The organism is Micromonospora sp. GCM10011541, assembly GCF_042650725.1.
Classification (GTDB): Bacteria; Actinomycetota; Actinomycetes; order Mycobacteriales; family Micromonosporaceae; genus Micromonospora; species Micromonospora sicca.
Genome location: NZ_JBHSBP010000003.1, coordinates 44,015 through 70,911 on the forward strand (window position 1 = coordinate 44,015; position 26,897 = coordinate 70,911).

General features: G+C 73.6%; 24 protein-coding genes. 14 read left to right on the forward strand and 10 right to left on the reverse strand.

The genetic code is table 11. The annotated features are described in order from the left end of the window. Positions 1 to 233 precede the first annotated feature (233 nt). The 5 genes from ACFOYX_RS01505 to ACFOYX_RS01525 all read left to right on the forward strand — a co-directional run bounded on the left by ACFOYX_RS01505 (position 234) and on the right by ACFOYX_RS01525 (position 4,888). Positions 234 to 824, forward strand: a complete 591-nt coding sequence (locus ACFOYX_RS01505) for a TetR/AcrR family transcriptional regulator (protein WP_322442139.1) — start codon at positions 234 to 236, stop codon at positions 822 to 824. Between the two features lie 119 nt (positions 825 to 943). Next, positions 944 to 1,960 (forward strand): alcohol dehydrogenase catalytic domain-containing protein, encoded by a 1,017-nt coding sequence (locus tag ACFOYX_RS01510; RefSeq protein ID WP_322442140.1) that lies wholly within the window; start codon positions 944 to 946, stop codon positions 1,958 to 1,960. A gap of 28 nt (positions 1,961 to 1,988) precedes the next feature. Next, complete coding sequence (locus ACFOYX_RS01515) at positions 1,989 to 2,141, forward strand: hypothetical protein (protein WP_322442141.1); 153 nt, start codon at positions 1,989 to 1,991, stop codon at positions 2,139 to 2,141. 352 nt (positions 2,142 to 2,493) lie between these two features. Beyond that, positions 2,494 to 4,128: a ribosomal protection-like ABC-F family protein gene (gene abc-f / locus ACFOYX_RS01520; protein ID WP_322442142.1), complete on the forward strand. Its 1,635-nt coding sequence runs from the start codon at positions 2,494 to 2,496 to the stop codon at positions 4,126 to 4,128. Between the two features lie 109 nt (positions 4,129 to 4,237). Continuing rightward, positions 4,238 to 4,888 (forward strand): hypothetical protein, encoded by a 651-nt coding sequence (locus tag ACFOYX_RS01525; protein ID WP_322442143.1) that lies wholly within the window; start codon positions 4,238 to 4,240, stop codon positions 4,886 to 4,888. Positions 4,889 to 4,916: 28 nt separating this feature from the next. Here the strand turns inward: ACFOYX_RS01525 and ACFOYX_RS01530 are convergent, their stop codons facing one another. Further along, positions 4,917 to 6,143: a CdaR family transcriptional regulator gene (locus tag ACFOYX_RS01530; protein WP_109801349.1), complete on the reverse strand. Its 1,227-nt coding sequence runs from the start codon at positions 6,141 to 6,143 to the stop codon at positions 4,917 to 4,919. Positions 6,144 to 6,226: 83 nt separating this feature from the next. On the opposite strand from ACFOYX_RS01530, the gene ACFOYX_RS01535 reads away from it, so the two are divergent. Then, on the forward strand, positions 6,227 to 7,318 hold the full coding sequence (locus ACFOYX_RS01535; protein WP_322442144.1) for a ferredoxin reductase: 1,092 nt from the start codon (positions 6,227 to 6,229) through the stop codon (positions 7,316 to 7,318). Between the two features lie 14 nt (positions 7,319 to 7,332). Then, positions 7,333 to 8,472, forward strand: a complete 1,140-nt coding sequence (locus ACFOYX_RS01540; protein WP_322442145.1) for an acyl-CoA desaturase — start codon at positions 7,333 to 7,335, stop codon at positions 8,470 to 8,472. A gap of 125 nt (positions 8,473 to 8,597) precedes the next feature. Here ACFOYX_RS01540 and ACFOYX_RS01545 read toward each other — a convergent pair whose 3' ends face one another. Continuing rightward, positions 8,598 to 9,281, reverse strand: a complete 684-nt coding sequence (locus tag ACFOYX_RS01545) for a triacylglycerol lipase (RefSeq protein ID WP_322442146.1) — start codon at positions 9,279 to 9,281, stop codon at positions 8,598 to 8,600. A 282-nt stretch (positions 9,282 to 9,563) separates the two neighbouring features. Here ACFOYX_RS01545 and ACFOYX_RS01550 point away from each other — a divergent pair, with 282 nt between their 5' ends. Both ACFOYX_RS01550 and ACFOYX_RS01555 read left to right on the forward strand, forming a co-directional pair. Further along, on the forward strand, positions 9,564 to 10,982 hold the full coding sequence (locus tag ACFOYX_RS01550; protein ID WP_322442147.1) for an ATP-binding protein: 1,419 nt from the start codon (positions 9,564 to 9,566) through the stop codon (positions 10,980 to 10,982). 62 nt (positions 10,983 to 11,044) lie between these two features. Further along, complete coding sequence (locus ACFOYX_RS01555; RefSeq protein ID WP_322442148.1) at positions 11,045 to 12,859, forward strand: acyl-CoA dehydrogenase; 1,815 nt, start codon at positions 11,045 to 11,047, stop codon at positions 12,857 to 12,859. Between the two features lie 59 nt (positions 12,860 to 12,918). Here ACFOYX_RS01555 and ACFOYX_RS01560 read toward each other — a convergent pair whose 3' ends face one another. Continuing rightward, positions 12,919 to 14,601, reverse strand: coding sequence for a long-chain-fatty-acid--CoA ligase (locus ACFOYX_RS01560; protein WP_322442149.1), 1,683 nt, complete (start codon positions 14,599 to 14,601; stop codon positions 12,919 to 12,921). Between the two features lie 96 nt (positions 14,602 to 14,697). After that, entirely contained in the window at positions 14,698 to 15,411 is a 714-nt protein-coding gene (locus ACFOYX_RS01565) for a spermidine synthase (protein WP_322442150.1), read from the reverse strand. Between the two features lie 170 nt (positions 15,412 to 15,581). On the opposite strand from ACFOYX_RS01565, the gene ACFOYX_RS01570 reads away from it, so the two are divergent. After that, positions 15,582 to 16,586, forward strand: a complete 1,005-nt coding sequence (locus tag ACFOYX_RS01570) for a zinc-binding dehydrogenase (protein WP_322442202.1) — start codon at positions 15,582 to 15,584, stop codon at positions 16,584 to 16,586. Positions 16,587 to 16,622: 36 nt separating this feature from the next. On the opposite strand, the gene ACFOYX_RS01575 is transcribed toward ACFOYX_RS01570, so the two are convergent. Continuing rightward, positions 16,623 to 17,231 (reverse strand): class I SAM-dependent methyltransferase, encoded by a 609-nt coding sequence (locus ACFOYX_RS01575; RefSeq protein WP_322442151.1) that lies wholly within the window; start codon positions 17,229 to 17,231, stop codon positions 16,623 to 16,625. Between the two features lie 191 nt (positions 17,232 to 17,422). Between ACFOYX_RS01575 and eccB the strand changes: the two genes are divergently transcribed. Next, complete coding sequence (gene eccB, locus ACFOYX_RS01580) at positions 17,423 to 18,805, forward strand: type VII secretion protein EccB (RefSeq protein WP_322442152.1); 1,383 nt, start codon at positions 17,423 to 17,425, stop codon at positions 18,803 to 18,805. Between the two features lie 80 nt (positions 18,806 to 18,885). On the opposite strand, the gene ACFOYX_RS01585 is transcribed toward eccB, so the two are convergent. The 5 genes from ACFOYX_RS01585 to ACFOYX_RS01605 form a co-directional block, all read right to left on the reverse strand. Then, positions 18,886 to 19,491, reverse strand: coding sequence for a bifunctional 2-polyprenyl-6-hydroxyphenol methylase/3-demethylubiquinol 3-O-methyltransferase UbiG (locus ACFOYX_RS01585; protein ID WP_238454236.1), 606 nt, complete (start codon positions 19,489 to 19,491; stop codon positions 18,886 to 18,888). Positions 19,492 to 19,595: 104 nt separating this feature from the next. Further along, the gene (locus ACFOYX_RS01590) at positions 19,596 to 20,207 is read right to left on the reverse strand and encodes a phosphatase PAP2 family protein (RefSeq protein ID WP_322442153.1); all 612 of its coding nucleotides are present in this window, start codon (positions 20,205 to 20,207) and stop codon (positions 19,596 to 19,598) included. 38 nt (positions 20,208 to 20,245) lie between these two features. Next, on the reverse strand, positions 20,246 to 21,112 hold the full coding sequence (locus ACFOYX_RS01595; protein ID WP_322442154.1) for a carbohydrate ABC transporter permease: 867 nt from the start codon (positions 21,110 to 21,112) through the stop codon (positions 20,246 to 20,248). Continuing rightward, the gene (locus tag ACFOYX_RS01600) at positions 21,112 to 22,068 is read right to left on the reverse strand and encodes a sugar ABC transporter permease (protein ID WP_322442155.1); all 957 of its coding nucleotides are present in this window, start codon (positions 22,066 to 22,068) and stop codon (positions 21,112 to 21,114) included. Before ACFOYX_RS01600 ends, ACFOYX_RS01595 begins: the two co-directional genes overlap by 1 nt. Continuing rightward, positions 22,065 to 23,459: an ABC transporter substrate-binding protein gene (locus ACFOYX_RS01605; protein ID WP_322442156.1), complete on the reverse strand. Its 1,395-nt coding sequence runs from the start codon at positions 23,457 to 23,459 to the stop codon at positions 22,065 to 22,067. Before ACFOYX_RS01605 ends, ACFOYX_RS01600 begins: the two co-directional genes overlap by 4 nt. 203 nt (positions 23,460 to 23,662) lie before the next feature. On the opposite strand from ACFOYX_RS01605, the gene ACFOYX_RS01610 reads away from it, so the two are divergent. The 3 genes from ACFOYX_RS01610 to ACFOYX_RS01620 are packed head-to-tail and all read left to right on the forward strand — an operon-like array spanning position 23,663 to position 26,835. Continuing rightward, positions 23,663 to 24,616 carry a zinc-binding alcohol dehydrogenase gene (locus tag ACFOYX_RS01610; protein WP_322442157.1) on the forward strand — a complete coding sequence of 318 codons (954 nt, stop codon included), beginning with the start codon at positions 23,663 to 23,665 and terminating at the stop codon, positions 24,614 to 24,616. Continuing rightward, on the forward strand, positions 24,617 to 25,435 hold the full coding sequence (locus ACFOYX_RS01615) for a sugar phosphate isomerase/epimerase family protein (protein ID WP_322442158.1): 819 nt from the start codon (positions 24,617 to 24,619) through the stop codon (positions 25,433 to 25,435). Beyond that, positions 25,432 to 26,835 (forward strand): hypothetical protein, encoded by a 1,404-nt coding sequence (locus ACFOYX_RS01620; protein ID WP_322442159.1) that lies wholly within the window; start codon positions 25,432 to 25,434, stop codon positions 26,833 to 26,835. The genes ACFOYX_RS01615 and ACFOYX_RS01620 overlap by 4 nt, the downstream gene beginning before the upstream one ends. Positions 26,836 to 26,897 lie beyond the last annotated feature (62 nt).

Consider the following 26,897-nt stretch of genomic DNA (forward strand, 5'->3'; position numbering starts at 1 on the left):
CGTGACGGGTCGCGGACCGACGACGAGCTCTGCCGCCACCCGGCTGGCCGGGCTGACTACCCGCCCGACGGCCCGCCAACCGCGCTCCGGCCGCGCCGTCCCCGGCGGTTGCCGCGCCGGGTCGTGCGGCCGTGGTCACAGGTCCTGGCATTTCGAGACGACCGGTCATAGTGTTACGCCGTCAATCGGCGGGCCGGCCGGCCCTCCGAGCGGCCGGGAGGAGTGGTTCACCGATGGGACGACCCAAGTCGCCGGCTTCCGCCGGGACCCGGCAGCGGCTCGCCGAGGCGGCGCTGGAGCTGTTCCACACGCGGGGCTACAACGGCACCAGCATCCAGGACATCGTCTCCGCGGCCGGTGCCCCGAAGGGCACCTTCTACAACCACTTCGCCAGCAAGGAAGCGCTTGCCCTGGACTCGGTGACCCGGTACGCGTCCGCCGTGCCGCTGGAGATGCTCGACGAGAAGCAGGGTGGCAGCCCGCTGGAACGGATCACCGCCCATCTCCGGTGCCTCGTCGCGCTCTCCGACACCCTGGGCGACCGCGGCTGCCTGCTCGGCAACTTCGCCACCGAGATCCCCCCGCACAGCGGTGCCGTCCGGGACGCCGTCGACGCCGGGTTCGCCCGCTGGGTCGACGCCCTGGCCGGCGTCATCGAGCAGGCCCGGGACGCGGGGGAGCTGCATGGAGACGAGCCGGCGGGGGTGCTCGCCGGGTTCATCGTCAACAGCTACGAGGGCGCGGTCGCGCGGGCGAAGGCCGCCGGCAATCGCCAGCCCGTCGAGGAGTTCCTCGCCGTCACCACGGCGCGGATCCTCACCTGAGCCGTCCGGGCCCCGGGGGGCGTCGACCCGGCGGCGGCGCCCCCCTCTTTTGTCTCCCTTCCAAGACGACCGGTCATACGCCAACGACCGGCGTCCTTCCATCGAACGTGAGGATCATGATGACCACCTACCGTGCCTTCGAGGTGACCGCTGCAGGGCAGTTCGCCCTGGTTGAGCGCGAGTTGACCGACCCGACGCCCGGCCAGGTGCGGCTGCGGGTACAGGCCTGCGGGGTCTGTCACACCGACACCCTCGCCGTCAACGGACTGCTCCGCGACCCGTCGACGCCGATCGTGCCCGGCCACGAGATCGTCGGCGTCATCGACGCGGTCGGCGCCGGCGTGACCGCGTGGCGCCCCGGTGACCGGGTCGGCGTCGGCTTCCTCAACGGCCACTGCGGCGACTGCGACTCCTGCCGCCGCGGCGACTTCGTGAACTGCGCCGCCCAGCCCCTGACCGGCACTACCGTGGACGGTGGATACGCCGAGGTCGCGTACGCCCGAGCCAGCGGCCTCGTGCGGATCCCGGACCGCCTCGCCGCGATCGACGCCGCTCCGCTGCTCTGCGCCGGACTGACCATGTACCACGCGCTCCAGGGGCTCGACGCCCGTCCCGGCGCCCTGGTGGCCGTCCAGGGCATCGGCGGGCTCGGCCACCTCGGCGTGCAGTACGCCCGCGAGCTGGGCTACCGCGTCGTCGCCATCGCGCGCGGCACGGAGAAGGCGCGACTCGCGACGGAGCTGGGCGCCGAGACCTACCTCGACAGCACCAACGAGGACGTCGGCGCCGCCCTGCAGAAACTCGGCGGCGCGGCGGCGATCGTCGCCACCGCGGCGAGCGGCGCGTCGATGTCCGCGCTGGTCCCCGGGCTGGCACCGCGCGGCCGGCTGGTCGTGGTCGGCGCCGGCTTCGACCCGATCTCGGTGCAGCCCGCCGACCTGATCTTCGGCACCCGGGCCATCGCCGGGAGCCTGACCGGCAGCTCCATCGAGAACGAGGACAACCTCCACTTCAGCGTGCGACGGGGGGTGCGGTCGAGGAATGAGGTCCGCCCGTTCGCCGAGGCTCCCGAGGCGTACGCCCACATGCTCACCGGCCGGGCCCGGTTCCGCGTCGTGCTCGACGTGGCCGCCTGAATCCGACATTCGGCACGAGGAACAGGTCATGAACGAGCTGTCGGCGAAGGTCATCGCCGTGAACGGCGGCATGGACCGCTGGAACGAGTCGACCTCGGTCAGCGCCCGGGTGCTCGGTGGCGGTGGCCTGTGGGCGCTCAAGGGACAGGAGGGCGTGCTGCAGGACATCCGGTTCGAGTAGGGACCGACAGATGCCCGGCCGACCGGCTCCAGGGCCGCGATCCGGTCCAGCGCGTCGAGGGGTCCCGGCTCGGTGATGCTGACCACCGCGGTCGTCCCGTCCGGCCACCCGGGCGGGACGACCGCGGCACGGGCCGTCGGCAGCGGCCGGACGCTGTTAGGGTTGGCACCGAGTGATCGGAACAGGGAGACCAGACATGGCGGGCGACGACGACATCTCCGGGTGACACCGGACCCGGCCCCGGCAGGCGCGCCTCAGCGCAGCCGCCGTGGCGCCGTGCCGTCGTTCCACGAGCCCTGTTCCCCGCCGGGCCGCCCTGCCGCGCGCGCCCGCATCATCACGAGGACGCCACATGTCCGACGCGTTCATCACCTGCTCGAACCTCTCCTTCTCCTGGCCGGACGGCACCCCGGTCTTCACGGACCTCTCCGTCACCGTCGGCGCGGAACGCACCGGCCTCGTCGGGCCCAACGGCGCCGGCAAGAGCACCCTGCTCAAGCTGATCGCGGGCGAGTACCGGCCCACCGGCGGCGGCGTCTCCGTCCGGGGCGTCCTCGGCCACCTGCCGCAGGACCTGCCGCTGGACGGTGCGCGGACCGTCGCCGAGGTGCTGGGGGTCGCCGACCGGCTCGCGGCACTGCACGCCATCGAGTCCGGAGACGCCGGCGAGGAGCACTTCGCCACCCTCGGCGACGACTGGGACGTCGAGGAGCGCAGCCGCGCCGAACTGGACCGGCTCGGCCTCGGCGACGTTTCGCTCGACCGCCGGCTGCACACCCTCAGCGGGGGCCAGGTCGTCTCCCTCGGGCTCGCCGCGCAGCTGCTGAAGCGGCCCGACGTCCTGCTGCTCGACGAGCCGACCAACAACCTCGACCTCGACGCCCGCCGCAAGCTGTACGCGGTGCTCGAGGAGTGGACCGGCTGCCTGCTGCTGGTCAGCCACGACCGGGCGCTGCTCGACCGGATGGACCGCATCCTCGAACTCGACCGGGGCGGGGTCCGCTCCTACGGCGGGAACTTCACCACGTACGAGGAGGCCGTCCGCGCCGCGCAGGACGTCGCGGAGCGCAACGTCCGCAACGCCGCGCAGGAGGTCAAGCGGGAGAAGCGGGAGATGCAGCAGGCGCGGGAGCGGGCCGAACGCCGGGCCGGCAACGCCGCGCGAAATCTGAAGAGCGCCGGGCTGCCGAAGATCTTCGCCGGGACGATGAAGCGGGGCGCGCAGGAGTCGGCGGGGAAGTCGAACGAGACGCACGCCGCGCGGGTCGGCGAGGCGCGGGCCCGGCTCGAAGAGGCGGGCCGGGCCCTGCGCGACGAGCAGAAGATCACGCTGGAGCTGCCGGGCACCAACGTCCCGGCGGGACGGACGGTATTCCTCGGCGAACGGATGCAGGTGCGTCACGGCGACCGGGCCCTCTTCGCCGGCGACGGCGTCGACCTGGTGATCCGGGGACCGGAGCGGATCGCGCTGACCGGGCCCAACGGCGTCGGCAAGTCGACCCTGCTGCGACTGATCCACGGTGACCTGACGCCGGAGGGTGGCCGGGTCCGGCGGGCCGACGGCCGGGTCGCGTACCTGTCCCAGCGGCTGGACCTGCTGGACCTCGACCGCACGGTGGCGGAGAACCTGGCCGCGTTCGCCCCCGGGATGCCCGACGCGCAGCGGATGAACCTGCTCGCCCGGTTCCTGTTCCGGGGCTCCCGCGCCCAACTGCCGGTCGGGGCGCTGTCCGGCGGTGAGCGGCTGCGCGCCACCCTGGCCTGCGTGCTGTGCGCCGAACCGGCGCCGCAGTTGCTGCTGCTCGACGAGCCCACCAACAACCTGGACCTGGTCAGTGTCGGGCAGTTGGAGAGCGCGCTCGGTGCGTACCAGGGCGCGTTCGTGGTGGTCAGCCACGACGTGCGGTTCCTGACGGAGATCAAGGTGGAGCGCTGGCTGCGGCTCGACGAGGGCGGGCTGCGTGAGACGGACGCACCCGACGACTAGTCCGACAGGAGGCCGGGACGGACCGTTCGCCCGTGGCGTCACCGACCACTTGGGAGGCACTCCGACCGGTATGGAGTGAGTGTCGCGAATGTGAGGCGTGGTGAGGGCGATGAGTGCCCGCAGCCTGGCAGAACTCGCCGTCGAGCGTGACGTGCGTCCGGTCGGCGAACAGACCGGATCGGCCACCGAAGTGCTGGTGGCCGCCATCCCGTCCGAGACCCTGGCCGCGTACACGGCGCTGGTCGGCATCGTCCTCGCCGCCGACGTGGGCGCCGGGTACGGCGCGTTCCGGTGGTCGGCGTACGTGATCTTCGTGGTGTTCGCGTTCCTCGCGCCGTTCGCCGGCTACTACCGGAAGGTGACGTCGCCGGAGAGCAGGCCCGACGCCGACCACCGCCGGTTCCCCGTCCTGGAGTGCGCCGCCGCGGCGCTCGCGGCGGCGGCCTGGGGCCTCGTCATGCCGGGCAGCCCGCTGGGCATCGTCCTCGACGGCAACGCGCTGGTGTTCGCGACCGCCGCGCTCGTCCTCGGCGCCGCGACGCTGCTCGCCTTCGCCACCCAGTTCCTGGGCAAGGCCAACGACCGGAACCCGGCCGGGGTGCCGGTTCCCACGGTCGTCATCGACGAGCCCGTGCCGCTCACGAGCGTCGGCCCGGGTGACCGGGCAACGCCAGGACGTCGGCTGACGCCCGCCGGAGGTCGGCGAGGAGCCGTGCCGGTTCTCCGCCAGCCTCACCCGGTTCCGCACCCATCCCGGTGACGGTGAGCTCGGCGTCGGCCGCCCCGGCTCACTCCGGCTCGGGGGCGGCCGGGGGCATCGCCAGCGCGAGGGTGAGGTCGAGGACGGTGGCCGGGTCGTGGAGGCGGTCGCCGTACAGCTCGCGGAGCTGGCCCATCCGGTAGCGCACCGTCTGCGGGTGCACGAACAGGTCGGCCGCCACGTCGTCGCGCCGGCCCTGGTGCAGCAGCCACGACCGCAGCGTCTCGGCCAGCCGGTGCGCGGTGGCCGGTGGCAGCGACTCCAACGGCTTCAGCGCCTGGGCCCGCAGGTCGGCCAGCCCCTCCGGGTCCATGCTGAGCACCAGCTCGGCGAGGTGCTCCTCGGTGTCCAGCGGCCCGGCGTCGGGCCGGCCGAGGCCGAGCGCCAGCGCCCGCGTGGCCCGCTCATAGGAGGTGCCCACCCGGCTCCACGGGCGTGCCGGCCCGAGCACCGCCCGATGCCCCCGCAGCACCCGGGCGAGCTGCCGGCGGCCGGCGCCGTGCGCGTCCGGCACCAGCAGTACGGCCAGCTCCTCGGCGAGGTCGACCCCGGGCAGGTCCTCCCCGCTCTCCAGGGTGTGCGGGCTGAGCAGCGCGAGCACCGGGCGCAGGTTGCGGCGCGGCAGCAGCACGACGGTGAGCGTCTGCGGCGGCGGCCACTCCGCTCGCTCGGCGCTGCGGCGCAGGGTCTCCTCCGGCTCGCCGGCCAGCAGCTGCTGGGTCAGCCGCTCCAGGTAGCGGCGCTGGACCCGGCCGGCGCTGGCCAGCTCGTCGGCGTGCCCGGCGACGCTGGCGGCGGAGAGCTCGTCGATGTAGGCGAACATCAGCTCGGCGAACTCGGCGACGGTCTCGGCCGCCAGCCCGGCCTGCACCGTGGTGGTGGAGACCTCCCGCCAGGCCACCCGGGCCCCGATCCGGTACGCGGCCAGCAGCGCGTCCATGCTCCGGCCGGAGCGCGCCTCCCCGCTGCCGAGCGCGTACGCGGCCTCCAGGGCGGGGGTCAGCGGGGTGCTCGGGTCGGAGGACTGGGCCTTCTCGAGGAGCTGAAGGAACGTGCCGAGCGCGATGCGTACCGCGTTCTCGATCTTCTCCCGCATGGTGCCGGTGAGGGCGCCGGAGTAGCCCGGCACCTCGCCGGTGATCGCGCTGACGGTCCGCTCGGCCACCACGGGGAGGCGGCCGCGGAGCCGGGCGGCCACCCGCTCGTCCAGTTCGAGGCGGGCAGCCCGCCGGGTCGTCCCGGACTGGTCGGACATGTTGTTCTCCCCGAACAAAAACCTGCGGCTGATTCACCTTTGCCGGTCAAGATGTTATGCGATTGCGCGGCCACCCTGGTCATATGACCACAACTGTCCCGCGGCCCCCCGGGAAGGTCTCCTTCCGCGCCAGGCTGCTGCGGCTGGCCGAGACGGTCACCACCCCGCTGCTGCCGGAGGACTACCTCGACCTGGTCGCGCCGCTGCGCGCCGGCGCCGCCCTGCGCGGCCGGATCGTCGCCGTGCGACCGGAGACCCGGGACGCGGCGACCGTGGTCATCCAGCCCGGCCGGGGCTGGCGCGGCCACGTCCCCGGACAGTACGTGCGTCTCGGCGTGGACGTCGACGGGGTCCGCCAGTGGCGCGCCTACTCGGTCACCTCGGTGCCTGGCAGCCGGGACGGCCGCCTCGCGATCACCGTCAAGGCGATCCCGGACGGCAAGGTCAGCAACCACCTGGTCCGCCGCACGCGGCCCGGGACGATCGTCCAGCTCGACCAGGCGCAGGGCGACTTCGTGCTGCCCGAGTCGGCTCCGGAGCGGGTCCTCCTGCTCACCGCGGGCAGCGGCATCACCCCGGTCATGGCGATGCTCCGCGCCGGCCTGCACACCCGGGCCGACGTGGTGCTGGTGCACTCCGCGCCCACCCCGGACGACGTGATCTTCGGTGCGGAACTGCGGGCGCTCGCCGAGCGGGGCGCGCTGCGGCTGGTCGAGCGGCACACCGACACCGACGGGCTGCTCGGCGTGCACGAACTCGACGACCTGGTCCCCGACCACGTCGAGCGGGAGACCTGGGCCTGCGGCCCGGTCGGCATGCTCGACGCGGTCGAGGGGTACTGGACCTCCCGAGGCGTCTCCGAGCGGCTGCACACCGAGCGGTTCCGCCCCACCGTGATCTCCCCCGGGGAGGGCGGCACGGTCACCTTCACCGGCTCCGGGACGACCGTCGAGGCCGACGGCGCCACCCCGATCCTCGACGCCGGCGAGAACGCCGGCGTGCTGATGCCCTCCGGGTGCCGGATGGGGATCTGCTTCGGCTGCGTGCTCCCGCTGCGCCAGGGCGCCGTACGCGACCTGCGCAACGGCGACCTCACCACCGCCGTCCCCGGCGACGGCGTGCTCATCCAGACCTGCGTGTCGGCGGCGGCCGGTACCTGCGACATCGAACTCTGAGAGGAGGCCTGCACGTGACCGTGATCCAGAAGAAGGCCGTCAACCCGATCGCCCACCTGAGCGCCGAGGACATCGAGATCATCGGCAAGGAGCTGGACGCGATCCGGGACCGGGTGATCGCCGACCGGGGGGAGCGGGACGCCCGCTACATCCGCAAGGTGATCAAGACCCATCGGACGCTGGAGCTGAGCAGCCGCGCGGTGCTGCTCTTCTCCTTCTTCCCGCCGGCCTGGATCGTGGGCACCGCCGGCCTCGCGGTGGCGAAGATCCTGGACAACATGGAGATCGGTCACAACGTCCTGCACGGGCAGTGGGACTGGATGCGCGACCCGAAGATCCACTCCACTACCTGGGACTGGGACCACGTCTCCCCGCCCGACCAGTGGCAGCACTCGCACAACCAGCTGCATCACCGGTACACCAACGTGGTCGGTAAGGACAACGACCTCGGGTACGGCATCATGCGCGTCGACGAGGATCAGCCCTGGCACCCGGTCCACCTCGGCCAGCCGCTGTGGAACCTGATCAACGCCTGTTTCTTCCAGTACGGCATCGCCGCGTACGACCTGGAGCTGGGCCACAACCTGCGCGAGGGCCGGCACAAGGCCCCGGAGTTCCGGGCCCGGGCCCGCGCGGTCGGTCGCAAGATCCGTCGCCAGGTGCTCAAGGATTACATCGTGCACCCGCTGCTGTCCGGCCCGTCCTTCCTGAGCACGCTGGCCGCGACCTTCACCGCGAACCTGATCCGCAACGTGTGGAGCCACTCGGTGATCATGTGCGGGCACTTCCCGAACGGGGTGGAGACCTTCGAGAAGACCTCGATCGAGGGCGAGACCCGGGGCGAGTGGTACCTGCGGCAGATGCTCGGCTCGGCCAACATCAGCGGCAGCGAGCTGATGCACATCATGACCGGCAACCTGTCGTTCCAGATCGAGCACCACCTCTTCCCCGACCTGCCGAGCAACCGCTACCAGGAGATCGCCCCGCAGGTCCGGGCGCTCTTCGACCGGTACGGGCTGAAGTACACCACCGGCCCGCTGCCCAAGCAGGTCGCCTCCGCGTGGTGGAAGGTCATCCGGCTCTCCCTGCCGAACCGGCGCCGCGACCGGAGGCAGCCGGTCGCCCCGGCGCTGGCCTCCTCCGGGGCGGCCTGACCCGTCGCCCGACCCGGCCTCGCACGCCGGCCCGGCCGACCCGGACACCCATCTCTCGGTGTCCGGGCCGGCCGGGCCGCTGTCGTTCCTGCCGGTGTGCGTGGACTACCGCCGGGCGGTGGGCGTCACTGGTTGACGAAGTCTCGCACCTGGCCGTAGATGGTGGCGTCGTTCTGCAGGCTGGTGTGGAAGACACAGGCCGTCTGGGTGTTGGTCGCGCCGGAGAGGATCGTGCTGTCCACCGGGTTGATGACCCCGTCACAGGGGGAGCGCCAGGTGCCGTAGCCGAAGGCGCCGGGCGTCTCGTCGCCGGAGTTGAGGGTGGCGAGGAAGGCCGAGCCGACCCGCATCTCCACGCAGGCGGTGCTGACGCAGGTGTTCGCCGAACTGGTGCCGTGGTTGGGGCCGCCGAGGGAGACCCATCGGTCGACCTTGCCGCTGCCGGCGAGGTTCTTCAGGTAGTAACGGGAGGACAGCCCGCCCATCGAGTGGGTGATGATGTCCACCTTGGTCGCGCCGGTGCCGGCCAGCAGCTTGTCGACCTCCTGGCTGACCGTCTGCGCGGTGGTCGCGTTGGACTGGCTGGTGTTGTAGGAGAACGCCCGCAGGTGGCTCGACGGCCACCCGTCGGCCTGGAATCGGCTGATCATCGTGTTCCAGGTCGAGGCGCTGCTGTTCCAGCCGTGCACGAACAGGATCGGGTTGCTCGACGGCGTGTACGAGGCGGCCTGCGCGGGGGAGGGGAGGCCGATCAGGGTCGCGGTGGCGACTGTGAGGGCGAGCAGCCATCTCGCCAGGATCGATGTCACGGGGGTGGGTCCTTCCGGGGGAGACCGGCGGCGCCGCCGGTCGGCGGGCCGCCCACGAGCCGTCCACGTGCCTGTTCGGCACCTCGGAGGGGGTGCGACACGGGCTCGGGGGGACCCACGTCGTCCGAGGTGCGGGAATGTTACCGACGGGTTGCCGTCAGATGTCAATACATCGATGCGAGGTGACTGTCGGTCGACCGGCGACGCCAGCGGGCGGTGGCGGGTCTCGGGGGTGCCTGGCAGACTTTCCGGAGGTCACCGCCGGCGGAGGGACGTGGGTCCATGACGGGAAACGGGCACGACCTCCGGCCGGACGCCGAGACCTTCACCCTGTTCGGCGCCCGGGTGACCATCGTCGACGCCGCCGGGCTGCTCGCCGCGGCCGGCGCCGGCCCGGTCGAGCTGCTCGCCGACGCCACCTTCCCCGCCCCGGTGCGCGCCGTGCGACTCACCGTCCGGGCCGCCGACGGCACGCAGCGCTTCGACGCGGAGGTCCGCACCTCCGCCGGCCGCGCGGTCGGGCTGCTGGCTCTGGGCGTCGCCGGCCCGGCCGGGGTGCTGCTCGCCCGCCGGCTGGCCGGCACCGATCCGACCGCCGGTGGGCTGCTCGCCGAGGCGTCGCGCCGGCTCGGGCTCCGGCCCAACGGCACCGGCGTCGGGGACGACCTGGCCGGGGCTGCGGCACTGCGCGAGGCCGCCGCGCACGGCCTGCACCCCGAGGTCACGTACGACGAGAGTCCCGACGGCGGGCGGACAGTGACCCTGCGCGCGGCCGTGCCCGGCGGCGAGGCCGGCCCGACGCACCTGCGGGCGATGGTCGGCCTGGTGCTGCACGTGGTGCGCGAGCTGGCCGGCGAGGGGGCGCTGCGCGACCGGTCCTACAGCGTGGGCCGCCGACCCGCGCCGGCGGCGGTCCCGGCCGTGCCGCGCACCGAGGCGGTCACCCTGGACCAGGTCGGCGGCCTGGCCGAGGTGGTCGCCCGGTTCCGGGAGATCGCGGTGTCGTTCCGCCACCCGCAGGTGATGGCCCGCTGGGGCGCCCGCCGCCCGCAGGGCATCCTCATGTACGGCCCGCCCGGCACCGGCAAGACCATGCTGGCCCGGGCCCTGGCCAACGAGATCGGCGCCGACTTCCGCGAGATCCGCACTCCGGAGATCCTCGACAAGTACCTCGGCGGCTCCGAACGCAACATCAAGCAGATCTTCCGGGAGGCCCGCCGCTACCGGCAGCCCACCGTGCTGCTCTTCGACGAGTTCGACAGCATAATCAGCTACGCCGGGGCGGGCGGGGACGCCGCCAGCCAGGCGGTCAACGCGGTCGCCGGCATCTTCAAGCAGGAGATGAACACCCTGTTCGAGGAGAACCCCGACGTGATCGTGGTGGCCACCACCAACTTCCCGCAGCGGGTGGACGCCTCGCTCATCCGCTCCGGACGCTTCGACGTCAAGCTCGCCATCCCCGCGCCGGACGAGTCCGGCCGCGCCGAGATCATCACCAAGATGATCCGGGAGCTGATCGCGCTGCACGAGGGGCCCGGTTTCCGGATGTTCGCCGCCGACGTCGACCCGGCCGAGCTGGCGGCGCTCACCCCCGGCCTGACCGGCGCGGACATCCGCGAGGTGCTGCGCCGGGTGCAGCTGGCCCAAGGCGATGCGGGAGGCGACCGAGGGTGCGCCGGCCGGCCCGATCAGCCAGGATGACCTGCGAGAGGCCGTCGCGGGGCTGCACCGCGGCTGAGCCCGGCCCGACGGAAGGAGACCCCTTGTCGTCCACCCTGCTGTCCCGTCGGGACCTGGTGTTCCTGCTGCACGACTGGCTGGACGTGACCCGGCTGACCGAGCGGCCCCGCTACGCCGAGCACTCCCGGGAGACGTTCGACGACGTGCTGGACCTGGCCGCCCGGGTGGCCGCCGAGCACTTCGCCCCGCACAACCGGGCCGCCGACAGCGCCGAGCCCACCTTCGACGGCCGCCGGGTGCACACCATCCCGCAGGTCAAGGCGGCCCTGGACGTCTTCGCCCAGACCGGGCTGCTGGCCGCCAGCATGGACGAGTCGATCGGCGGGATGCAGCTGCCGCACGCCGTCTCCGCCGCCTGCTTCGCCTGGTTCCAGGCGGCCAACGTCGGCACCGCCGCGTACCCGTTCCTCACCCTGGGCAACGCCAACCTGCTGCTCACCCACGGCAGCGCCGAGCAGATCGACACCTGGGTACGCCCCATGGTGGAGGGTCGCTTCTTCGGCACCATGTGCCTGTCCGAGCCGCAGGCCGGCAGCTCCCTCGCCGACATCACCACCCGGGCCGAGCCGCAGTCCGACGGGACGTACCGGCTGGTCGGCACCAAGATGTGGATCTCCGGGGGCGACCACGAGCTGGCCGAGAACATCGTCCACCTGGTGCTGGCCCGGATCCCCGGCGGCCCGCCGGGGGTCAAGGGCATCTCACTGTTCATCGTGCCCAAGGTGCTCCTCGACGCCGACGGCGCCCTCGGGCCGCGCAACGACGTGGTGCTGGTCGGCCTCAACCACAAGATGGGCTACCGGGGCACCACCAACACCCTGCTCAACTTCGGGGAGGGGGTGCACCGGCCGTACGGGCGGGCGGGTGCGGTCGGCTACCTGGTCGGGGAGCCGCACCAGGGGCTGGCGCAGATGTTCCACATGATGAACGAGGCGCGGATCGGCGTCGGCGCCGGCGCGACCGCGCTCGGCTACACCGGGTACCTCAAGTCCGTCGCGTACGCCCGTCAGCGCCCGCAGGGCCGCCCGCTCGCCGACAAGGACCCCACCACGCCGCAGGTGCCGATCGTCGCCCACCCCGACGTCCGCCGGATGCTGCTGGCCCAGAAGAGCTACGTGGAGGGCGCGCTCGCCCTCGTCCTCTACTGTGGCCGGCTGCTCGACGAGGAGAAGACCGCCCCGGTCGAGGCCGACCGCGGCCGGGCCCACCTCCTGCTGGACATGCTCACCCCGATCGCCAAGAGTTGGCCGTCGCAGTGGTGCCTGGCCGCCAACGACCTGGCCATCCAGGTGCACGGCGGGTACGGCTACACCCGTGACTACGACGTCGAGCAGCACTGGCGGGACAACCGGCTGAACCCGATCCACGAGGGCACCCACGGCATCCAGGCGCTGGACCTGCTGGGCCGGAAGGCGACCATGCAGGGTGGCGCCGGGCTCGCGCTGCTGTTGGAGACGATCGGCGCGACGGTCACCCGGGCCTGGAAGGCCGAGGGGGAGGCGGCCGAGCTGGCCGCCCAGCTCGGCGCGGCGGTGGACCGGATCGGCGTGGTGACCCGCCGGCTCTGGGCCACCGGCGACCCGGAGCCGGCGCTGGCGAACGCCAGCGTCTACCTGGAGGCCGTCGGGCATGTGGTGATCGCCTGGATGTGGCTGGAGCAGCTGCTCGTCGTCGAGGCGGCGGGCGCCCCGGACGGGCCGGACGCCGACTTCCTCGCCGGCAAGCGGCAGGCCGCCCGGTACTTCTTCCGGCACGAGCTGCCCCGCACCGGACCCCAGTTCGACCTGCTGGAGAGCCTCGACCGGACCACCCTGGACACCCGGGAGAGCTGGTTCTGACCGCCCCGGCGGGCCGGGGCGCGCGCCGGCCCCGTGCGTCGGGCCGCGGCCCGGCCGGGTCAGTCCCCGGCGAGGAGCCGGTCGCGGACCTCGCGGCGGAGGACCTTGCCGATCTGCGACCGGGGCAGGTCCTCCACCACGACGATGCGGCGGGGCACCTTGTAGCCGGCGAGGTGCTGCCGGCAGCCGGAACGGACGTCCTCGGCGGCGGTGGGGCTCGCCGGGTCCAGCACGACCGCCGCCACCACCTCCTCGCCGCCGTGCTCGCCGGGCAGGCCGACCGCCGCCGCCTCGCGCACGCCGGGCACCCGGCGCAGCGCCTCCTCCACCTCCGACGGGTAGACGTTGAAGCCCCCGGTGATGATCAGCTCCTTGATCCGGTCCACCACGGTGACGAAGCCGTCCGGGTCCATCGTCACCACGTCGCCGGTACGCAGCCAGCCGTCCGGCAGCAGCACCGCGGCCGTGTCCTCGGGGCGTCCCCAGTAGCCGGCGAACACCTGCGGGCCGCGGACCAGCAGCTCACCGGCCTCGCCCGGGGGCCGGTGCCGGCTCGGGTCCTCCGGGTCGACGATCCGGATCTCGGTGGACGGGAAGGGCACGCCGACGGTGCCGCGCCGGCGGGCCGGGGAGACCGGGTTGCCCAGGGTGATCGGGGAGGTCTCGGTCATGCCGTACCCCTCGACCAGCAGGCCGCGGGTGACCGACTCCCACAGCTCCACGGTGGCGGGCGGCAGCGCCATCGCCCCCGAGATGGCGTACCGGACCGAGCTGAGGTCGATGTCGCGCTTGCGAGCGGCGGTGGCGAGCCGCTCGTAGATCGGCGGCACGGCGGGCAGGAAGGTCGGCGGCCGGCGGCGTACCGCGTCGAGGACCTGGTCGAGGTCGAACCGGGGGAAGAGCACCAGGGTGGCGCCGATGCCCACCGAGAAGGTCAGGCACAGCGTCAGCCCGTACGCGGGGAAGAGGGGCAGGACGGCGTACACCGTCTCCTCGCCGTCGCGCAGGCCCGGCACCCAGGCGCGGCCCTGCGTGGCGTTGGCCCGCAGGTTGCGGTGGGTGAGGATGGCGCCCTTCGGGGTGCCGGTGGTGCCGCCGGTGTACTGGAGCAGCGCGGTGTCGTCCGGGCCGGGCGCCGGGTGGTCGGCCGGGAGGGGGCCGGCGGTGGCGACCAGTTCCGCCCAGGAGAGCGAGCCGGGGGCCGGCGCCGTCATCGCGGCCCGGGCGGCGCGGGTCTTGCGCAGCGGCAGCCGTAGGGCCCACCGCTTGAGCGGCGGCAGCGCGCCGGTCAGGTCGACCGCGACGACCGTCCGCACCGCACCGCGGCCGGCGATCAGCGGGGCGACCTTGTCCCAGACCACGGCGACCCGGGCGCCGTGGTCGGTGAGCTGGTGTTCCAGTTCCTGCGCGGTGTAGAGCGGGTTGTGCTCGACCACCACCGCGCCGAGGCGCAGCACCGCGTAGAAGGCGACCACGTGCTGGGGGCAGTTCGGCAGGATCAGCGCCACCCGGTCGCCGCGCCCGACGCCCAGCGCGCGCAGCGCGTCGGCGGCCCGGTCGACCTGGCCGGCGAGCTGGGCGTACGTGGTGGTGGCGCCGAAGAAGTCCAGCGCCACCCGGGAGCCGAAGCGCCGGGCGGCGTCGGTGAGCAGGTCCACCAGCGATTCCGCCGGGACGGCGATGGTGGCCGGTACGCCCTCGGCGTAGCTGCGCGTCCAGGGTCGGTCCACGGTCGCGTCCATCGCCGTCTCTCCTCGCTGTGGCGCCGCCGTCAGCCTAACCTACCTCCCGGTAACCTACGGTCGCGTAGCTGGCCGGTCGCCGGGGCCGGGGCGAGGTCAGTGCCGGGCCACGTAGACCGTGTTCGCGGACTCCCGGCCCTGCAACGGGTTGGGGAACCGGACGACGTGCGCCACCGAGGTCGGGAACACCTCGGTCAGCACCCGCTGGAACGCCGGGTCGGGCGGGTCGTTCGACCAGAGCGCGAAGACCCCGTCGGGGTGCAGGAGGTCGGCGAGCCGGCGTAGTCCGGCGACCGTGTAGAAGTCGGCGTGGCTGGGGTGCAGCACCTGGCGCGGCGAGTGGTCGACGTCGAGCAGCACCCCGTGGAACCGACGTCCCGGCGCGTCCGGGTCCCACCCGCTCCCGCCGGCGACGGCGGCGAAGAAGTCGGCCCGGACGAACCGGGTACGCGGATCGGTGGCCAGCCCGGCGGTGAACGGGAGCAGGTCCCGGCGATGCCAGTCGATCACGTCCTCGATGGCCTCCACCACCACCAACGAGCGGACCCGCGGGTCCTCCAACGCGGTCCGGGCCGTGTAGCCGAGGCCGAGCCCGCCGACCACCACGTCCAGGGCGTCGCCGTTCAGCGTGGCCAGCCCGAGCCGGGCGAGTTCGATCTCCGCGACCGGGAACAGGCTGGACATCAGGAACTCGTCGTCGAGCTTCACCTCGTACACGTCGACGTCGAGCGCCGGGTCGCGCCGCCGACGCAGGCTGATCTCGCCGATCGGGGTCTCCCGCCAGGCCAGTTCTTCGAATCGCGCGCCCACGGGTGGTCCTCTCCGCCGGTTCCGTCACCGGATGTTACCGGCCCGCCGGCCGCCCGCCGGACGATCCCGGCCGCCCGGGCTTTTCCCGCCGCCGGCGGCATCCCACGCCCCGGCCCGGGTAAGCCACCCGGTCGAGGACGTCGGAGCGGAAGGGGAGCGCGGTGGCGGAGATGCTGGCCGGACGGTTGCACGTGACCGGGCGGGCGTTGCGGATGGAGTCGGTGCCGGTGCCCGAGCCGGGCCGCGGGCAGGTCCGGATCAGGGTCGCCGCCGCCGGGGTGTGCCTGTCGGACGTGCACCTGATCGACGGCACGCTCACCCCGCTGTACCTGTCCGGCGACGTGGTGACCCTCGGTCACGAGGTGGCCGGGACGGTCGACGCGCTGGGGGAGGAGGTCGAGGGCTGGCAGCCGGGCCAGCGGGTGCTGCTCCAGGCGGGGGAGCGAGACCGGAGTGGCACCGTGCTCACCCGGGGCGTGGACTACGACGGCGGCTGGGCCGAGTACGCGCTGGCCCGCGAGGACACCGTCATGCCGATCCCCGACGCCCTCCCGTTCGAGCAGGCCTGCATCATCCCCGACGCGGTCTCCACCCCGTGGGCGGCGGTGACCGACACCGCCCGCACCCGGCCGGGGGAAGCGGTCGCGGTGTGGGGGGTCGGCGGCCTCGGCGCGCACGCGGTGCAACTGCTCTTGCTGGTCGGCGCGGCGCCGGTCATCGCCGTGGATCCGCTGCCGGCGGCCCGGGACCGGGCGCTGACCCTCGGCGCCGACATTGCCCTGGACCCGAAGGACGCCGCCTTCCGGGACGCCGTGCTGGACGTGACCAACGCCCGCGGTCTGGACGTCGCGTTCGACTTCGCCGGCGTCACCCAGGCACGCGAGCAGGCCATGACCGTGCTCGGCCGGCAGGGCCGGCTGGTGCTCACCGGCATCGCCAACCAGCCGCTCACCATCTCCTCCGACAGCCGGTTCAACTACAGCCGGCAGGCCGTGCTCGGCCACTACGGCTCGGAGGCGCAACACGTCGAGCAACTCGTGTCGCTCGCCGCTCAGGGCCGGCTCGACCTGACCGCCTCGGTCAGCGATGTGCTGCCGCTGGCCGACGCGGCCGAGGCCGTGCGGCGGGTCCACGACAAGGAGGGCAACCCGATCCGGCTCATCCTGCGCCCCTGACCGGTCGGCCGGCGCGCCGCGCGCGGCGGTGCGGGATCAGCCGCTGGGGCGGGCCGCGACGACCACCGTGTCGAGGGCGTCCACGCTGTCGCCGCCCTCGGTGGGCACCGGCCGGCGGGCGGTCTCGGCCCGCTGGATTCGCATGCCGGCGAGCCCGTCGACGACCGCCTCGGGGGTGAGCAGGATCGCCGGGTCCTGCGGTCCGCCCGTCCCGCCGTCGAGGTTCGCCCGGTCGTGGCCGACGACGACGATCGTGCCACCGGGGCGCAGCGCACTCCGGGCGGCGGCGAGCACTCCGGCCAGTTCCGCGGCGGGCAGGTGCAGGTAGCTGATCAGGACCAGGTCGTAGCTGCCCGGCACCGGCCGATACATGGTCACGTCCGCGACCCGCCACTCGACCGGTACGCCCTGCCGGTTGGCCAGCTCGCGGCCCCGCTCGACGGCCACCGGGGAGAAGTCCACGGCCGTGACCCGCCAGCCCTGGCCGGCCAGCCAGACCGCGTTGCGTCCCTCCCCGGCCGCCAGGTCGAGCGCGCTGCCGGGGTCCAGCCCGGCGACCGACTCGACGACGAAACGGTTGGGCTCAGCGCTCCACACCAGACCCGGCGTGTTGGCGTACCGGGTGTCCCAGGCGCTGCTGTCCACTGTGATTCTCCCTCCGGCGGCGGCACACCGCTACGGCGACCGTACCGGTCGACGTGAACGCCGCCACCACGGCCGCCCCATCGCCGCCGGGACCGCTCGAGACCCGGTCACCGCCCGATGGCGCGCAGGGTCCTCGACGCATCGACGGAACGCTTATCCTGTGCGCCGACCGTTTCACCGGAAGGGACCTCATGCCGTCGCGGCAGGACCAGCTCCACTCGTACCAGTTCACCGTGCAGCGGGCGGTGGCCGCGCTGGTGATGCGGGAGACCGACCCCGCCCAGTCGCCGTTCCGGCGGCTGGCCGGCGCGGGACTGGCCAGCGTCCTGGTCGCGGTGATCGGCCTGGGCGGGTTCGCTCTCTACGGCCTGTTCGCCGGTGGTGGCAGCTCCTGGCGGGACGCCGGCGCGGTGATCGTGGAGAAGGAGTCCGGCGCCCGGTTCGTCTACCGCGAGCACCGGCTGCACCCGGTGCTCAACTACGCCTCGGCCCTGCTCATCATCGGCGCCGACCGGCCGAAGACCGTGCTGGTCTCCCGGCGCTCGATCGAGGGCGTGCCGCGCGGGCTGCCACTGGGCATCGCCGACGCGCCGGACTCGCTGCCCGCGCCGGGCAGGCTCTCCACCGCGCCCTGGACGGTCTGCTCGGTCATCTCGACCGAGGCCGGGCGGACCGAGCCGGGCTCGGCGCTGCTGATCGGCCGGGACGCCACCGGCGGCCGGCCCCTCGGCGAGCAGGGGGTGCTGCTGCGGCACCCGGACGGGAGCCTGCACCTGCTCTGGCATCACCGGCGCCACCTGCTCCGCGACACCGACCGGGTGCTGGCGGCGCTGGCCGCGACCCGGGACCGGGCGGTGCCGGTGGCGCCGGCGCTGCTCAACATCGTGCCGGCCGGCGCCGACCTGGCCCCGCCCACGGTGCGCGGCCTCGGCGAACGCTCCGCCCGGGTCACCGGCGCCACCGTCGGCGACGTCTACCTGGTGCGCAACTCGGGCGGCGGCCGGCAGTACGCGGTGGCCGAGCGGGACGGTCTGGCCGGCATCACCGAACTCCAGGCCGGCCTGCTGCTCGCCCGCACCGGACAGGGCGAGCCGGAGCCGATCACGCTGGGCCGGTTCGCCGCCCTGCCCAAGCTGCCCGACCGGGTCCCCACCGGGCCGGCCGCGCCGCCCCCCGCCCCGCCCCGGCTGGCGACCGTCGACGGCGGCGCGGTCTGCGCCCGGGTCGGCGACGACACCGGCGTACGCGACGTGCGGGTGGGCGCCACCCCGCCGGACCTCGCCGCCACGCGGACGCCGACGGGCCGGAGGGGGGTCCGCGCCGACCAGGTGGTGGTCGAGCCCGGCCGCGGCGCGGTGGTCGAGTCGGCGGCGGCGCCCGGCGCGTCCGGTGGCGCGGTCTCCGTGGTCACCGACCTGGGCCGGCGGTACGTGCTCGCCGACGGCGCGGTGCTCGGCATGCTCGGCTACTCCGGCGTCCGCCCGGTGCGGCTGCCGGCGAGCCTGGTCAGTCTGGTCCCGGCGGGCAGCCCACTCGACCCGGCCGCCGCCCGCGCGGTCGCCGCCCCGGCCTGACGGCGGGCCGGGCCGCCGGACGTCGGGCACCCGGCCCACCTTTCCGCGGGCGGCCGGCCCCGGGGTGCCGGCCGGGCGGCTCAGGCGGGCGGGCGGCGTAGGACGGTGACCGCGAAGTCGGCGTCCTCCCGCCACGGGCGCAGGTCCCAGGTGGCGAAGCGATGCTCCAGCCGCAGGCCGGCGGCGACCGCGTCGGCGTCGAAGTCGGTCAGCGGGTAGCCCCGGTCGGTGCCGAAGCCGACCACCACGATGCCGTCCGGGCGCACGTGGGCGGCGACCCGGGTCAGCACCGCCGGTTCGGTGCCGGGCGCGACGAACGCCAGCACGTTGCCGGCGATCACCGCCGCGTCGAAGGGCTCCGCCTCGCCCTGCGCGGCGAGGTCGAGCTCGGCCAGGTCGCCGACCAGCCAGCGCGGCCCGGGGTGGTCGGCGCGGGCGGCCTCCACCAGGGCCGGGTCGGCGTCCACCCCGACCACGGAGTGTCCCCGGACGGCCAGCGCCGCGCCCACCCGTCCGGTGCCGCTGCCGGCGTCCAGGATGCGGGAGCCCGGCGGAACCATGGCGTCCAGCAGCCGCGCCTCACCGGCCAGGTCCGCTCCCTCGGCGGCGAGGCGGCGGAACCGGTCGATGTACCACTGCGAGTGCCCGGGCTTCGTGTCGGTCACCCAACGGGTCGGCTTGCTCATGGGGCCACCGTAACCGGATCTTCCTCGCCGGGAGCCGGATGGGGTGGCCGGCCGCCGTCCTGCGCGAACCAGGCACGATGCGCGGTGGCCGTCCGGCGTGGGGATCAGGTCAGCGCGAGGAACGTGCCGGCGGCGAGTGGGACCCCCGCCATGGCGCCCGCGACGACCTGCGGCCAGGTGTGGTCGCGCAGCCGCACCCGGGACCAGGCGACCGCGGCCACCAGCAGCCAGGCGGCGTGCAGGGCCGGACCGAAGAGCAGCACCAGCACGGTGGTGGACGCGGCGATCACCGCGGCGTGCACGCTGAGCTTCCACCAGTGGTTCACCGCGGTGACCGCCGCGCCCACCACGAAGATCACGACGATGACGGCGAACAGCTCCGCCGGGGCGTGCAGCGCGGCCAGCAGGGCCATCCCGACCGCCACGGAGACCAGGCCGGTGAGCAGCGGACGGGCCCGCTGGGTGCGGTCGCCGATGTGCCGGTCGGTGAGCCGGCCCCGGCGCACCCCGTGGATGATCACGCCGACCGGGATGACCGCGCAGAAGAGCAGCGCCGTGCCGCCCCAGAGCAGGAGGTCGCGCGCTGTGTCACTGACCCGGGCGGCGGCCATCAGCGGCAGGGCGGTCACCAGGACGCCCGGCGCGAGCACCTCGGTGAGCAGGCGGGCCAGCCCCCGGCTCGCCGACCGGTCCCCGTCGATCGTGGTCGTGCGCACCGGGCCATCCTGGGGTCACCTCTCGTTCAAGGTCAAGTTCAGCCCTTCTCGGCACCGCTGGTGAGCCCCTCGGTGAGCAGCCGCTCGCTGGCGAAGAAGAGGATCACGATGGGGAGGGTGAGGATCACCGATCCCGCCATCAGCACGGTCTTCGGCACCTCGACGCCGTCGGAGAGCAGCGACAGCCCGAGCGACACCGTCCACCGGTTGGGCTTGTCCACCAGGAAGAGCAGGGCGAACAGGAACTCGTTCCAGGCGATCATGAAGTCGTAGAGGGCGACCGCCATGATCGACGGTGCCGCGAGGGGCAGGCTGACCCGGCGGATGATGCCGAGCCGGCCGGCGCCGTCGATGGCCGCGGACTCCTCCAGGCTGACCGGGATCGTCTCGAAGTAGTTCTTCAGCATGTAGACCGAGACCGGCAGGGTCTGCGAGATGTAGACCAGGACCAGCCCGAACAGCGAGCCGCGCAGCCCGACGCGGGTGAAGACCACGAAGAGCGGGATGGCGATGACGATGGACGGGAAGAGGTAGACGGCGAGGAAGAGGGCGTTGACCTGCCGCCGGCCGAAGAACCGCAGCCGGGCCACCGCGTACGCGCCGGGGATGGCGACCACCAGGGTCAGCGCCGTGGCGGACAGCGCCACCAGCCCGCTGTTGCGGATGAAGGTGAGGAAACCCTGGCCGCCGTCCTCGGCGGCCTTGAGCACCTCGGCGTACGTGGCGACGGTGAACTCGCTGACCGGCACCCACAGCGAGCCGGGATCGAGCAGCAGGCGCTCGATGGGACGCACCGAGAGCACCAGCATGTACCAGAAGGGCAGTACGGTGACGACCAGGAAGGCGGCGATCACCAGCCGGCGCAGCCAGCGCAGGCTGACCGTCTCGAGCCGGTCCCGGTCCATCAGGCCTCCCTGCGTGCGGTGAAGAAGCGCAGATAGATCGCGACGAACGCGATCAGCACGACGGCCAGCACGACCGCCTGTGCCGCCGCGGCCCCGACGTCGGTACGCGCGGTGAGGAACTGGTAGACCCGGACGCTGACCACCTCGGTGCCGGCCGAACCGCCGGTGAGCAGGTAGACGTCGTCGAACTTGTTGAAGGTCATGATGAACCGGAGCACCGCCAGCAGCGCGATCACCGGCATCAGCTGGGGCAGCAGGATGTGCCGGAAGCGCTGGGTCGGGGTGGCCCCGTCGACCCGGGCCGCCTCCTCCAGGTCCGCGGGGACGGCCTGCAGCCGGGCGAGCAGGAACAGGAACGCGAACGGGAAGTACCGCCACGCCTCGAACGCGATGACCGTCCACAGCGCGGTCGAGTCCTGGGACAGGAACGGGATCGGCGCGTCCCAGCCGAGGAACCGCTGCCCCCAGTCGTTGACGATGCCGAGCTGCGGGTCGAGCATCACCTGCCAGACGAAGGCCACCGCGACCACCGGCGCCACGTACGGCAGCAGCATCGACGCCCGCACCAGTGTGCGCCCGCGGAACGGCCGGCGGACGACCAGCGCGGCGACCAGGCCGATCACGATCGACCCGAAGGTCCCGCCGAGGCTGTAGAGCAGGGTGGTCCAGAGCGTTTCGGCGAACCCGTGGGTGTGCAGCACCCGGTCGAAGTTGCTCAGGGTGAACTCGCCGAAGAGCCCGCTCCGGCGCAGGGTGGCCAGGCGTACCCGCTGGAAGGCCAGCACCACGGTCCAGACGATCGGGATGCCGATCACCCCGGCCACCACGAGCAGGGTCGGGGCGACCAGCGCGAGCCCGGCGCGGGACTCGCGCCGGCGCAGGGTCAGTGGCCGGCGGCGGGGGCCGGGCCGCTCCCGGGCGGGGGAGCGGCCGGCCTCCGGGGCGGTGGTGGTCAATTGACGCCCTTCTTGATCGCCTCGACGTCCTTCTTCGCCCGCGCGGCGGCCGCGGCGGCGTCGGACTTGCCGCCGACCACGTCGGCGAGCGCCTTCGGCACGGGCAGCTCGCCGAGGATCGCGCCGACCAGCTTGCCCTGGCCCTGCGGCAGGCCCCAGCGCTGGAAGGTGTCCGGGCTCTTGCGCAGGGTGGCGAGGACGTCGTCGCCGTACACGGCGGAGAGCGGCTTCTTGGCGTCCACGCCGGCCTGGCTGGTGTTCCAGGCGGTGAGGAACTTCTCCTTGTCGTCCGCGGTGCCCTTGCGGGCCGGGAACCGGCCTTCGGGAGACATGCCGAACCAGCGCGGATAGCCGTCGGAGAGCAGGTACTCCACGAACGACTTGGCCGAACCGGCCGCGGCGCCGTCGAGCACCGCCCACGAGCTGATCTCGCCGTACTGGGCCGGTTCGGCGCCGTTGGGTCCCTTGATCGCGGTGACGAAGCCGCTGTTCTTGGCCAGGAACGTCGGGTCCTGCTGGCACTGCGGACAGGTCGGCTTGGCGTCGTTGCGCAGCCCGGCCAGCTCGTCGAGGATGAACGGCGACCAGATCAGCATCGCGGCCTTGCCGGCGAAGTAGGTGGCCCGGGTGGTGTCCACGTCCTGGGCACCCTTGACCGAGTGGTTGCGCATCAGGTCGCCGTAGAAGCGGAACGCCTCGACGCACTCGGGTGAGTCGAGCTTGACCGCGCTGGAGTCGTCGGTGAGCTGACAGTTGTTGGCCAGCGCGAGGTGCTCGAAGGTCTGTTGGGTGAAGACGTCGCCGGGGGCGGTCGCCGCGGTGATGCCGGCGACGCCGCCGGTGTTGAGCTTCGCCGCGGCGGCGGCGATCTTCTCGTACGTGTCGGGGGCGGGCAGGCCGGCGGCGTCGAAGAGGTCCTTGCGGTAGACGAGGAGCTGGCCCCACCCGTCACTGGGGACGGAGAGCTGCTTCCCGCCGTCGGAGGTCAGCTCCAGCGCGCGGGGGGAGAAGGTGTCCCGGCCGAGCTTGTCGACGATCTCGGCGTTGGCGGACTCGTGCAGCAGTTGGTTGCCGGCGAGCGTCTGGATGCCGGCCAGGGAGACGGAGCCGACCACGTCGGGCAGCTCGCCGGCGGCGGCGCTGGAGGCGATGAGCGAGGGGAACTGGTCCTCGTTGACGGTGACCAGGTTGACCTTGACGCCGGTCCTGGCGGTGTAGTCGGCGATGATCGCCTTGGTGGCGGTCACCCGGTCGGCGACGTCCTCCAGGCTCCACACTGTTATCTCTGAACTGTCGGCTTTCGGCTCGTCGTCGCTGCAGGCCACCATTCCTGTCCCGGCAACTGCCATGATCAGGGTGGCGGCGAGCATCCGCATCGAGGGTGATGGCATCGGTGGCACTCCTCTCGAAGGGTACATCAGGGATTCAACGCCCTCGATTGATCAATTACAAGACATATGCTGATATTTTGTTTTAGAATCGAGCCCGGCACTTCCCTCGGAGCGACGCCATGCCCAACTGGGTTGTCTCTCTGGCCGGGCCCCGGCGCGTCAGCCTCGAGCCCTGCCCCGCAGATCCACTCGGCCCGGGCCAGGTGCGCGTCCGCACCTGCTACTCCGGCATCTCGGCCGGCACCGAGCTGACCCTCTACCGCGGCAGCAATCCCCGGCTCAGCAAGGACTGGGACGACGCCAGCCGGATGTTTGTGCCCCGCCAGGCGCCCGCCGCCTACCCCGTCGTCGGCTTCGGCTACGAGGAGGTCGGCGAGATCCTCGAGGTCGCCGCCGACGTCGCCGACCGACGTCCCGGGCAGGTCGTCTGGGGCATCTGGGGACACCGGGCCGAGGCCGTCGTGCCCTCCGGCACGGTCCAGCCGCTGGCGGCCGGGCTCGACCCGCTCACCGCCGTCTTCGCCCGTCCCGGCGCCATCGCCCTCACCGCGGTGCTCGCCGGCGACCTGCACCTCGGCGACTGGGTGGGGGTCTTCGGCCAGGGGGTGATCGGCCTGCTCGGCACCCGGCTGGCCGCCCTCTCCGGCGCCCGGGTGGTCGCGGTCGACCGGGTGCCCGCCCGGCTGGACTTCGCCACCCGCTTCGGCGCCCGTCGAGTCGTCGACGCCGCCGTCGACTCCGCCGCCGCCGTGCTCCGCGGGGCCACCGACGGTCGCGGCGCCGACGTCTGCCTGGAGCTGTCCGGGTCGTACCCGGCGCTGCACGAGGCGATCCGCGCCACCACCCACGCCGGCCGCGTCGTGGCCGCCGGCTTCTACCAGGGGTACGCCCTCGGGCTGGGACTCGGCGAGGAGTTCCACCACAACCGGATCCAGCTGGTGGCGGCCCAGGTCTCCGGGCCCACCCCGGCACCCGGCACGGCCGGCCGGTGGACCGGGCCCCGGATCGCCCACACCTTCATGGACCTGGTGGCCGAGGGCAGCGTCGACCCGCTGCCGCTGGTGAGCCACGTCGTCGACGCGGGCGCGGTGGCCGACGCGCTCGCGTTGCTCGACCGCGGTGACGGTGACGTCCTCCAAGTCGTGCTGAGGTTCTGAATGGCCATTCCACTCGCCTGCCAGGAGCAGTTGCTCCCGGGCGCCAGCCTGTCCGACAAGTTCGCCCTCGCCAGCACGCTCGGCTACCAGGCCATCGAGCTGCGCGGCCGCGGTGACCTCGCGTTCGCCCGGCGGCTGCCGGAGCTGCGCCGGGCCCGCGCCGAGGGCGTGCCCATGCCCACCGTCTGCGTCGAGATGGACCACTTCATCGGCGACTTCGACCCGGACCGCTCCCGGGACGCGGTGCGCAACCTGCGCTCGCAGCTCTCGGTCATCGCCGAGCTCGGCGGCATCGGCGCGATGACCCCGGCCGCCTGGGGGATGTTCTCCCGGCGGCTGCCGCCCTTCGAGCCGCCCCGCTCGCCCGACGGCGACCGGCAGGTCCTCGTCGACGCCCTCGGCGAGCTGGGCGAGCACGCCCGGGCCGAGGGGGTCACCCTCTTCCTGGAGCCCCTCAACCGGTACGAGGACCACATGGTCAACCGGCTCGACGAGGCGGTCGCCCTCTGCGCGGCCGTCGGCCTGCCCTCGGTCCGGGTGGTCGCCGACACCTTCCACATGAACATCGAGGAGGACGACGTGCACGCGGCGCTGCGCGCCGCCGCGCCGTACCTCGGGCACGTGCAGGTCAGCGACTCCAACCGGTACCAGCCCGGGGCCGGGCACCTGGACTGGCCGGCGCTGCTGCGGACCCTGCACGACATCGACTACCGGGGCTGGCTGGCGCTGGAGTGCCGGCTGCGCGGCGAGCCCCTCGCCGCCCTCCGGCAGGCCGCGGCGGTGCTCACGCACGCCCAGCCGTGGCAGGCGGCGGCATGAGCGCCGGGCCGGCCGGCGGAACCGGCGCCGCCGCCGGACTGGACGCCACGGCGGGTCGCCCCGACGGCGACCCGTCCCCGGGGTGGGACGGTGCCGAGCGGGCGGCGGGGTTGCGCCGGTTGGCCGTCGCCACCCTCGACGGCAACTGGGAGCACGACCACACCGTGCCCTCGCGCACCCTCTACCCGCACCAGTGGAGCTGGGACTCGGCGTTCATCGCCGTCGGGCTGGCCCACGTCCGACCGGAGCGGGCGTGGCGGGAGCTACGGACGCTCTTCGCCGCCCAGTGGGCCGACGGGCGGGTTCCGCACATCGTGTTCAACCCGGCGCTGCGGGTCGGGTCGTACTTCCCGGGGCCGGAGTTCTGGGACTCGGCCCGCGCCGACGGCGCCCCGGCTTCCAGCACATCCGGGATCGTCCAACCGCCGGTGCACGCCGCGGCGGCGTGGCTGATCCACCGTCGGGCTCCGTCCGAGGCGTCGGTGCGGGCCCTGCGCTGGCTCTATCCGCGGCTGGTCGCCCAGCAGCGGTACCTGACCGGCCGGCGGGACGTGGGCGGCGCCGGGCTGGCCTGCCTGGTGCACCCGTGGGAGTCGGGGCTGGACAACAGCCCGGCCTGGGACGCCCCGATGGCCGGGGTGCCCGCCGACGCCGCCGTGATGCGGGCGTACCGGCGCCACGACACCGCGCACGCCGACGCCGCGCACCGCCCCACGGACCTGGACTACGCGCGCTACGTCGCGATCGTCGCGTCCTATCGGGAGGGCCGCTACGGCGACGACGGGCTGGCCGGGCGGCATCCCTTCCTGGTGGAGTGTCCGCTGCTCAACGCGGCACTGGGGGTGGCCGAGCAGGCGCTGGCCCGGATCGCGGCGGTGGTCGGCGCCGACCCCGGGCCGCACCGGGAGCGGGCAGCCCGGATCACCGCGACCCTGGTGGACCGGCTGTACGACCCGACCACCGGCACCTTCCACCCGCGCGACCTGCGCACCGACCGGCTGATCCCGGCCCGGACGGTGCTCGGGCTGATGCCGCTGATCCTGCCGGACCTGCCGGCCCGGCAGGTGCGGGCGGTGCTGACCGAGGCGTGCTCGCCCCGGTTCGGCCTGGCGTCCCGGATGGACCGCCCGCTGCCCACCCACGACCGCACCGCGCCGGACTTCGAACCGTTGCGCTACTGGCGCGGCCCGAGCTGGCTGAACACGAGCTGGCTGCTCTGGCGGGGACTGCTCACCCACCGCCGGCCCGACCTGGCCGCCGGGCTGCGGGAGTCGATGCTCGGGCTGGTCGCCCGCAGCGGCTGCCACGAGTACTTCCACCCGGACACCGGCGCCGGGCTCGGCTCCCCGGCGTTCAGTTGGACCGCGTCGCTGGCGCTCGACGCCCTCGCCGAGGGGTGAGCCGCCGGCGTCGGCCCGGGGCGACCCCGGCGGGCAGGCGCCTCGGGCGATCCCGGCCGGGT

Excerpts from the sequence above, each read along its gene's own strand:
- ACFOYX_RS01550 (WP_322442147.1), top strand. The coding sequence starts at position 9,564 with ATGACGGGAAACGGGCACGACCTCCGGCCGGACGCCGAGACCTTCACC.
- ACFOYX_RS01615 (WP_322442158.1), top strand. The coding sequence starts at position 24,617 with ATGGCCATTCCACTCGCCTGCCAGGAGCAGTTGCTCCCGGGCGCCAGC.
- ACFOYX_RS01560 (WP_322442149.1), bottom strand. The coding sequence starts at position 14,601 with ATGGACGCGACCGTGGACCGACCCTGGACGCGCAGCTACGCCGAGGGC.
- ACFOYX_RS01570 (WP_322442202.1), top strand. The coding sequence starts at position 15,582 with ATGCTGGCCGGACGGTTGCACGTGACCGGGCGGGCGTTGCGGATGGAG.
- ACFOYX_RS01525 (WP_322442143.1), top strand. The coding sequence starts at position 4,238 with ATGAGTGCCCGCAGCCTGGCAGAACTCGCCGTCGAGCGTGACGTGCGT.
- ACFOYX_RS01620 (WP_322442159.1), top strand. The coding sequence starts at position 25,432 with ATGAGCGCCGGGCCGGCCGGCGGAACCGGCGCCGCCGCCGGACTGGAC.
- eccB (WP_322442152.1), top strand. The coding sequence starts at position 17,423 with ATGCCGTCGCGGCAGGACCAGCTCCACTCGTACCAGTTCACCGTGCAG.
- ACFOYX_RS01605 (WP_322442156.1), bottom strand. The coding sequence starts at position 23,459 with ATGCCATCACCCTCGATGCGGATGCTCGCCGCCACCCTGATCATGGCA.
- ACFOYX_RS01510 (WP_322442140.1), top strand. The coding sequence starts at position 944 with ATGACCACCTACCGTGCCTTCGAGGTGACCGCTGCAGGGCAGTTCGCC.
- ACFOYX_RS01530 (WP_109801349.1), bottom strand. The coding sequence starts at position 6,143 with ATGTCCGACCAGTCCGGGACGACCCGGCGGGCTGCCCGCCTCGAACTG.
- ACFOYX_RS01535 (WP_322442144.1), top strand. The coding sequence starts at position 6,227 with ATGACCACAACTGTCCCGCGGCCCCCCGGGAAGGTCTCCTTCCGCGCC.
- ACFOYX_RS01515 (WP_322442141.1), top strand. The coding sequence starts at position 1,989 with ATGAACGAGCTGTCGGCGAAGGTCATCGCCGTGAACGGCGGCATGGAC.
- ACFOYX_RS01585 (WP_238454236.1), bottom strand. The coding sequence starts at position 19,491 with ATGAGCAAGCCGACCCGTTGGGTGACCGACACGAAGCCCGGGCACTCG.
- ACFOYX_RS01595 (WP_322442154.1), bottom strand. The coding sequence starts at position 21,112 with ATGGACCGGGACCGGCTCGAGACGGTCAGCCTGCGCTGGCTGCGCCGG.
- ACFOYX_RS01505 (WP_322442139.1), top strand. The coding sequence starts at position 234 with ATGGGACGACCCAAGTCGCCGGCTTCCGCCGGGACCCGGCAGCGGCTC.
- abc-f (WP_322442142.1), top strand. The coding sequence starts at position 2,494 with ATGTCCGACGCGTTCATCACCTGCTCGAACCTCTCCTTCTCCTGGCCG.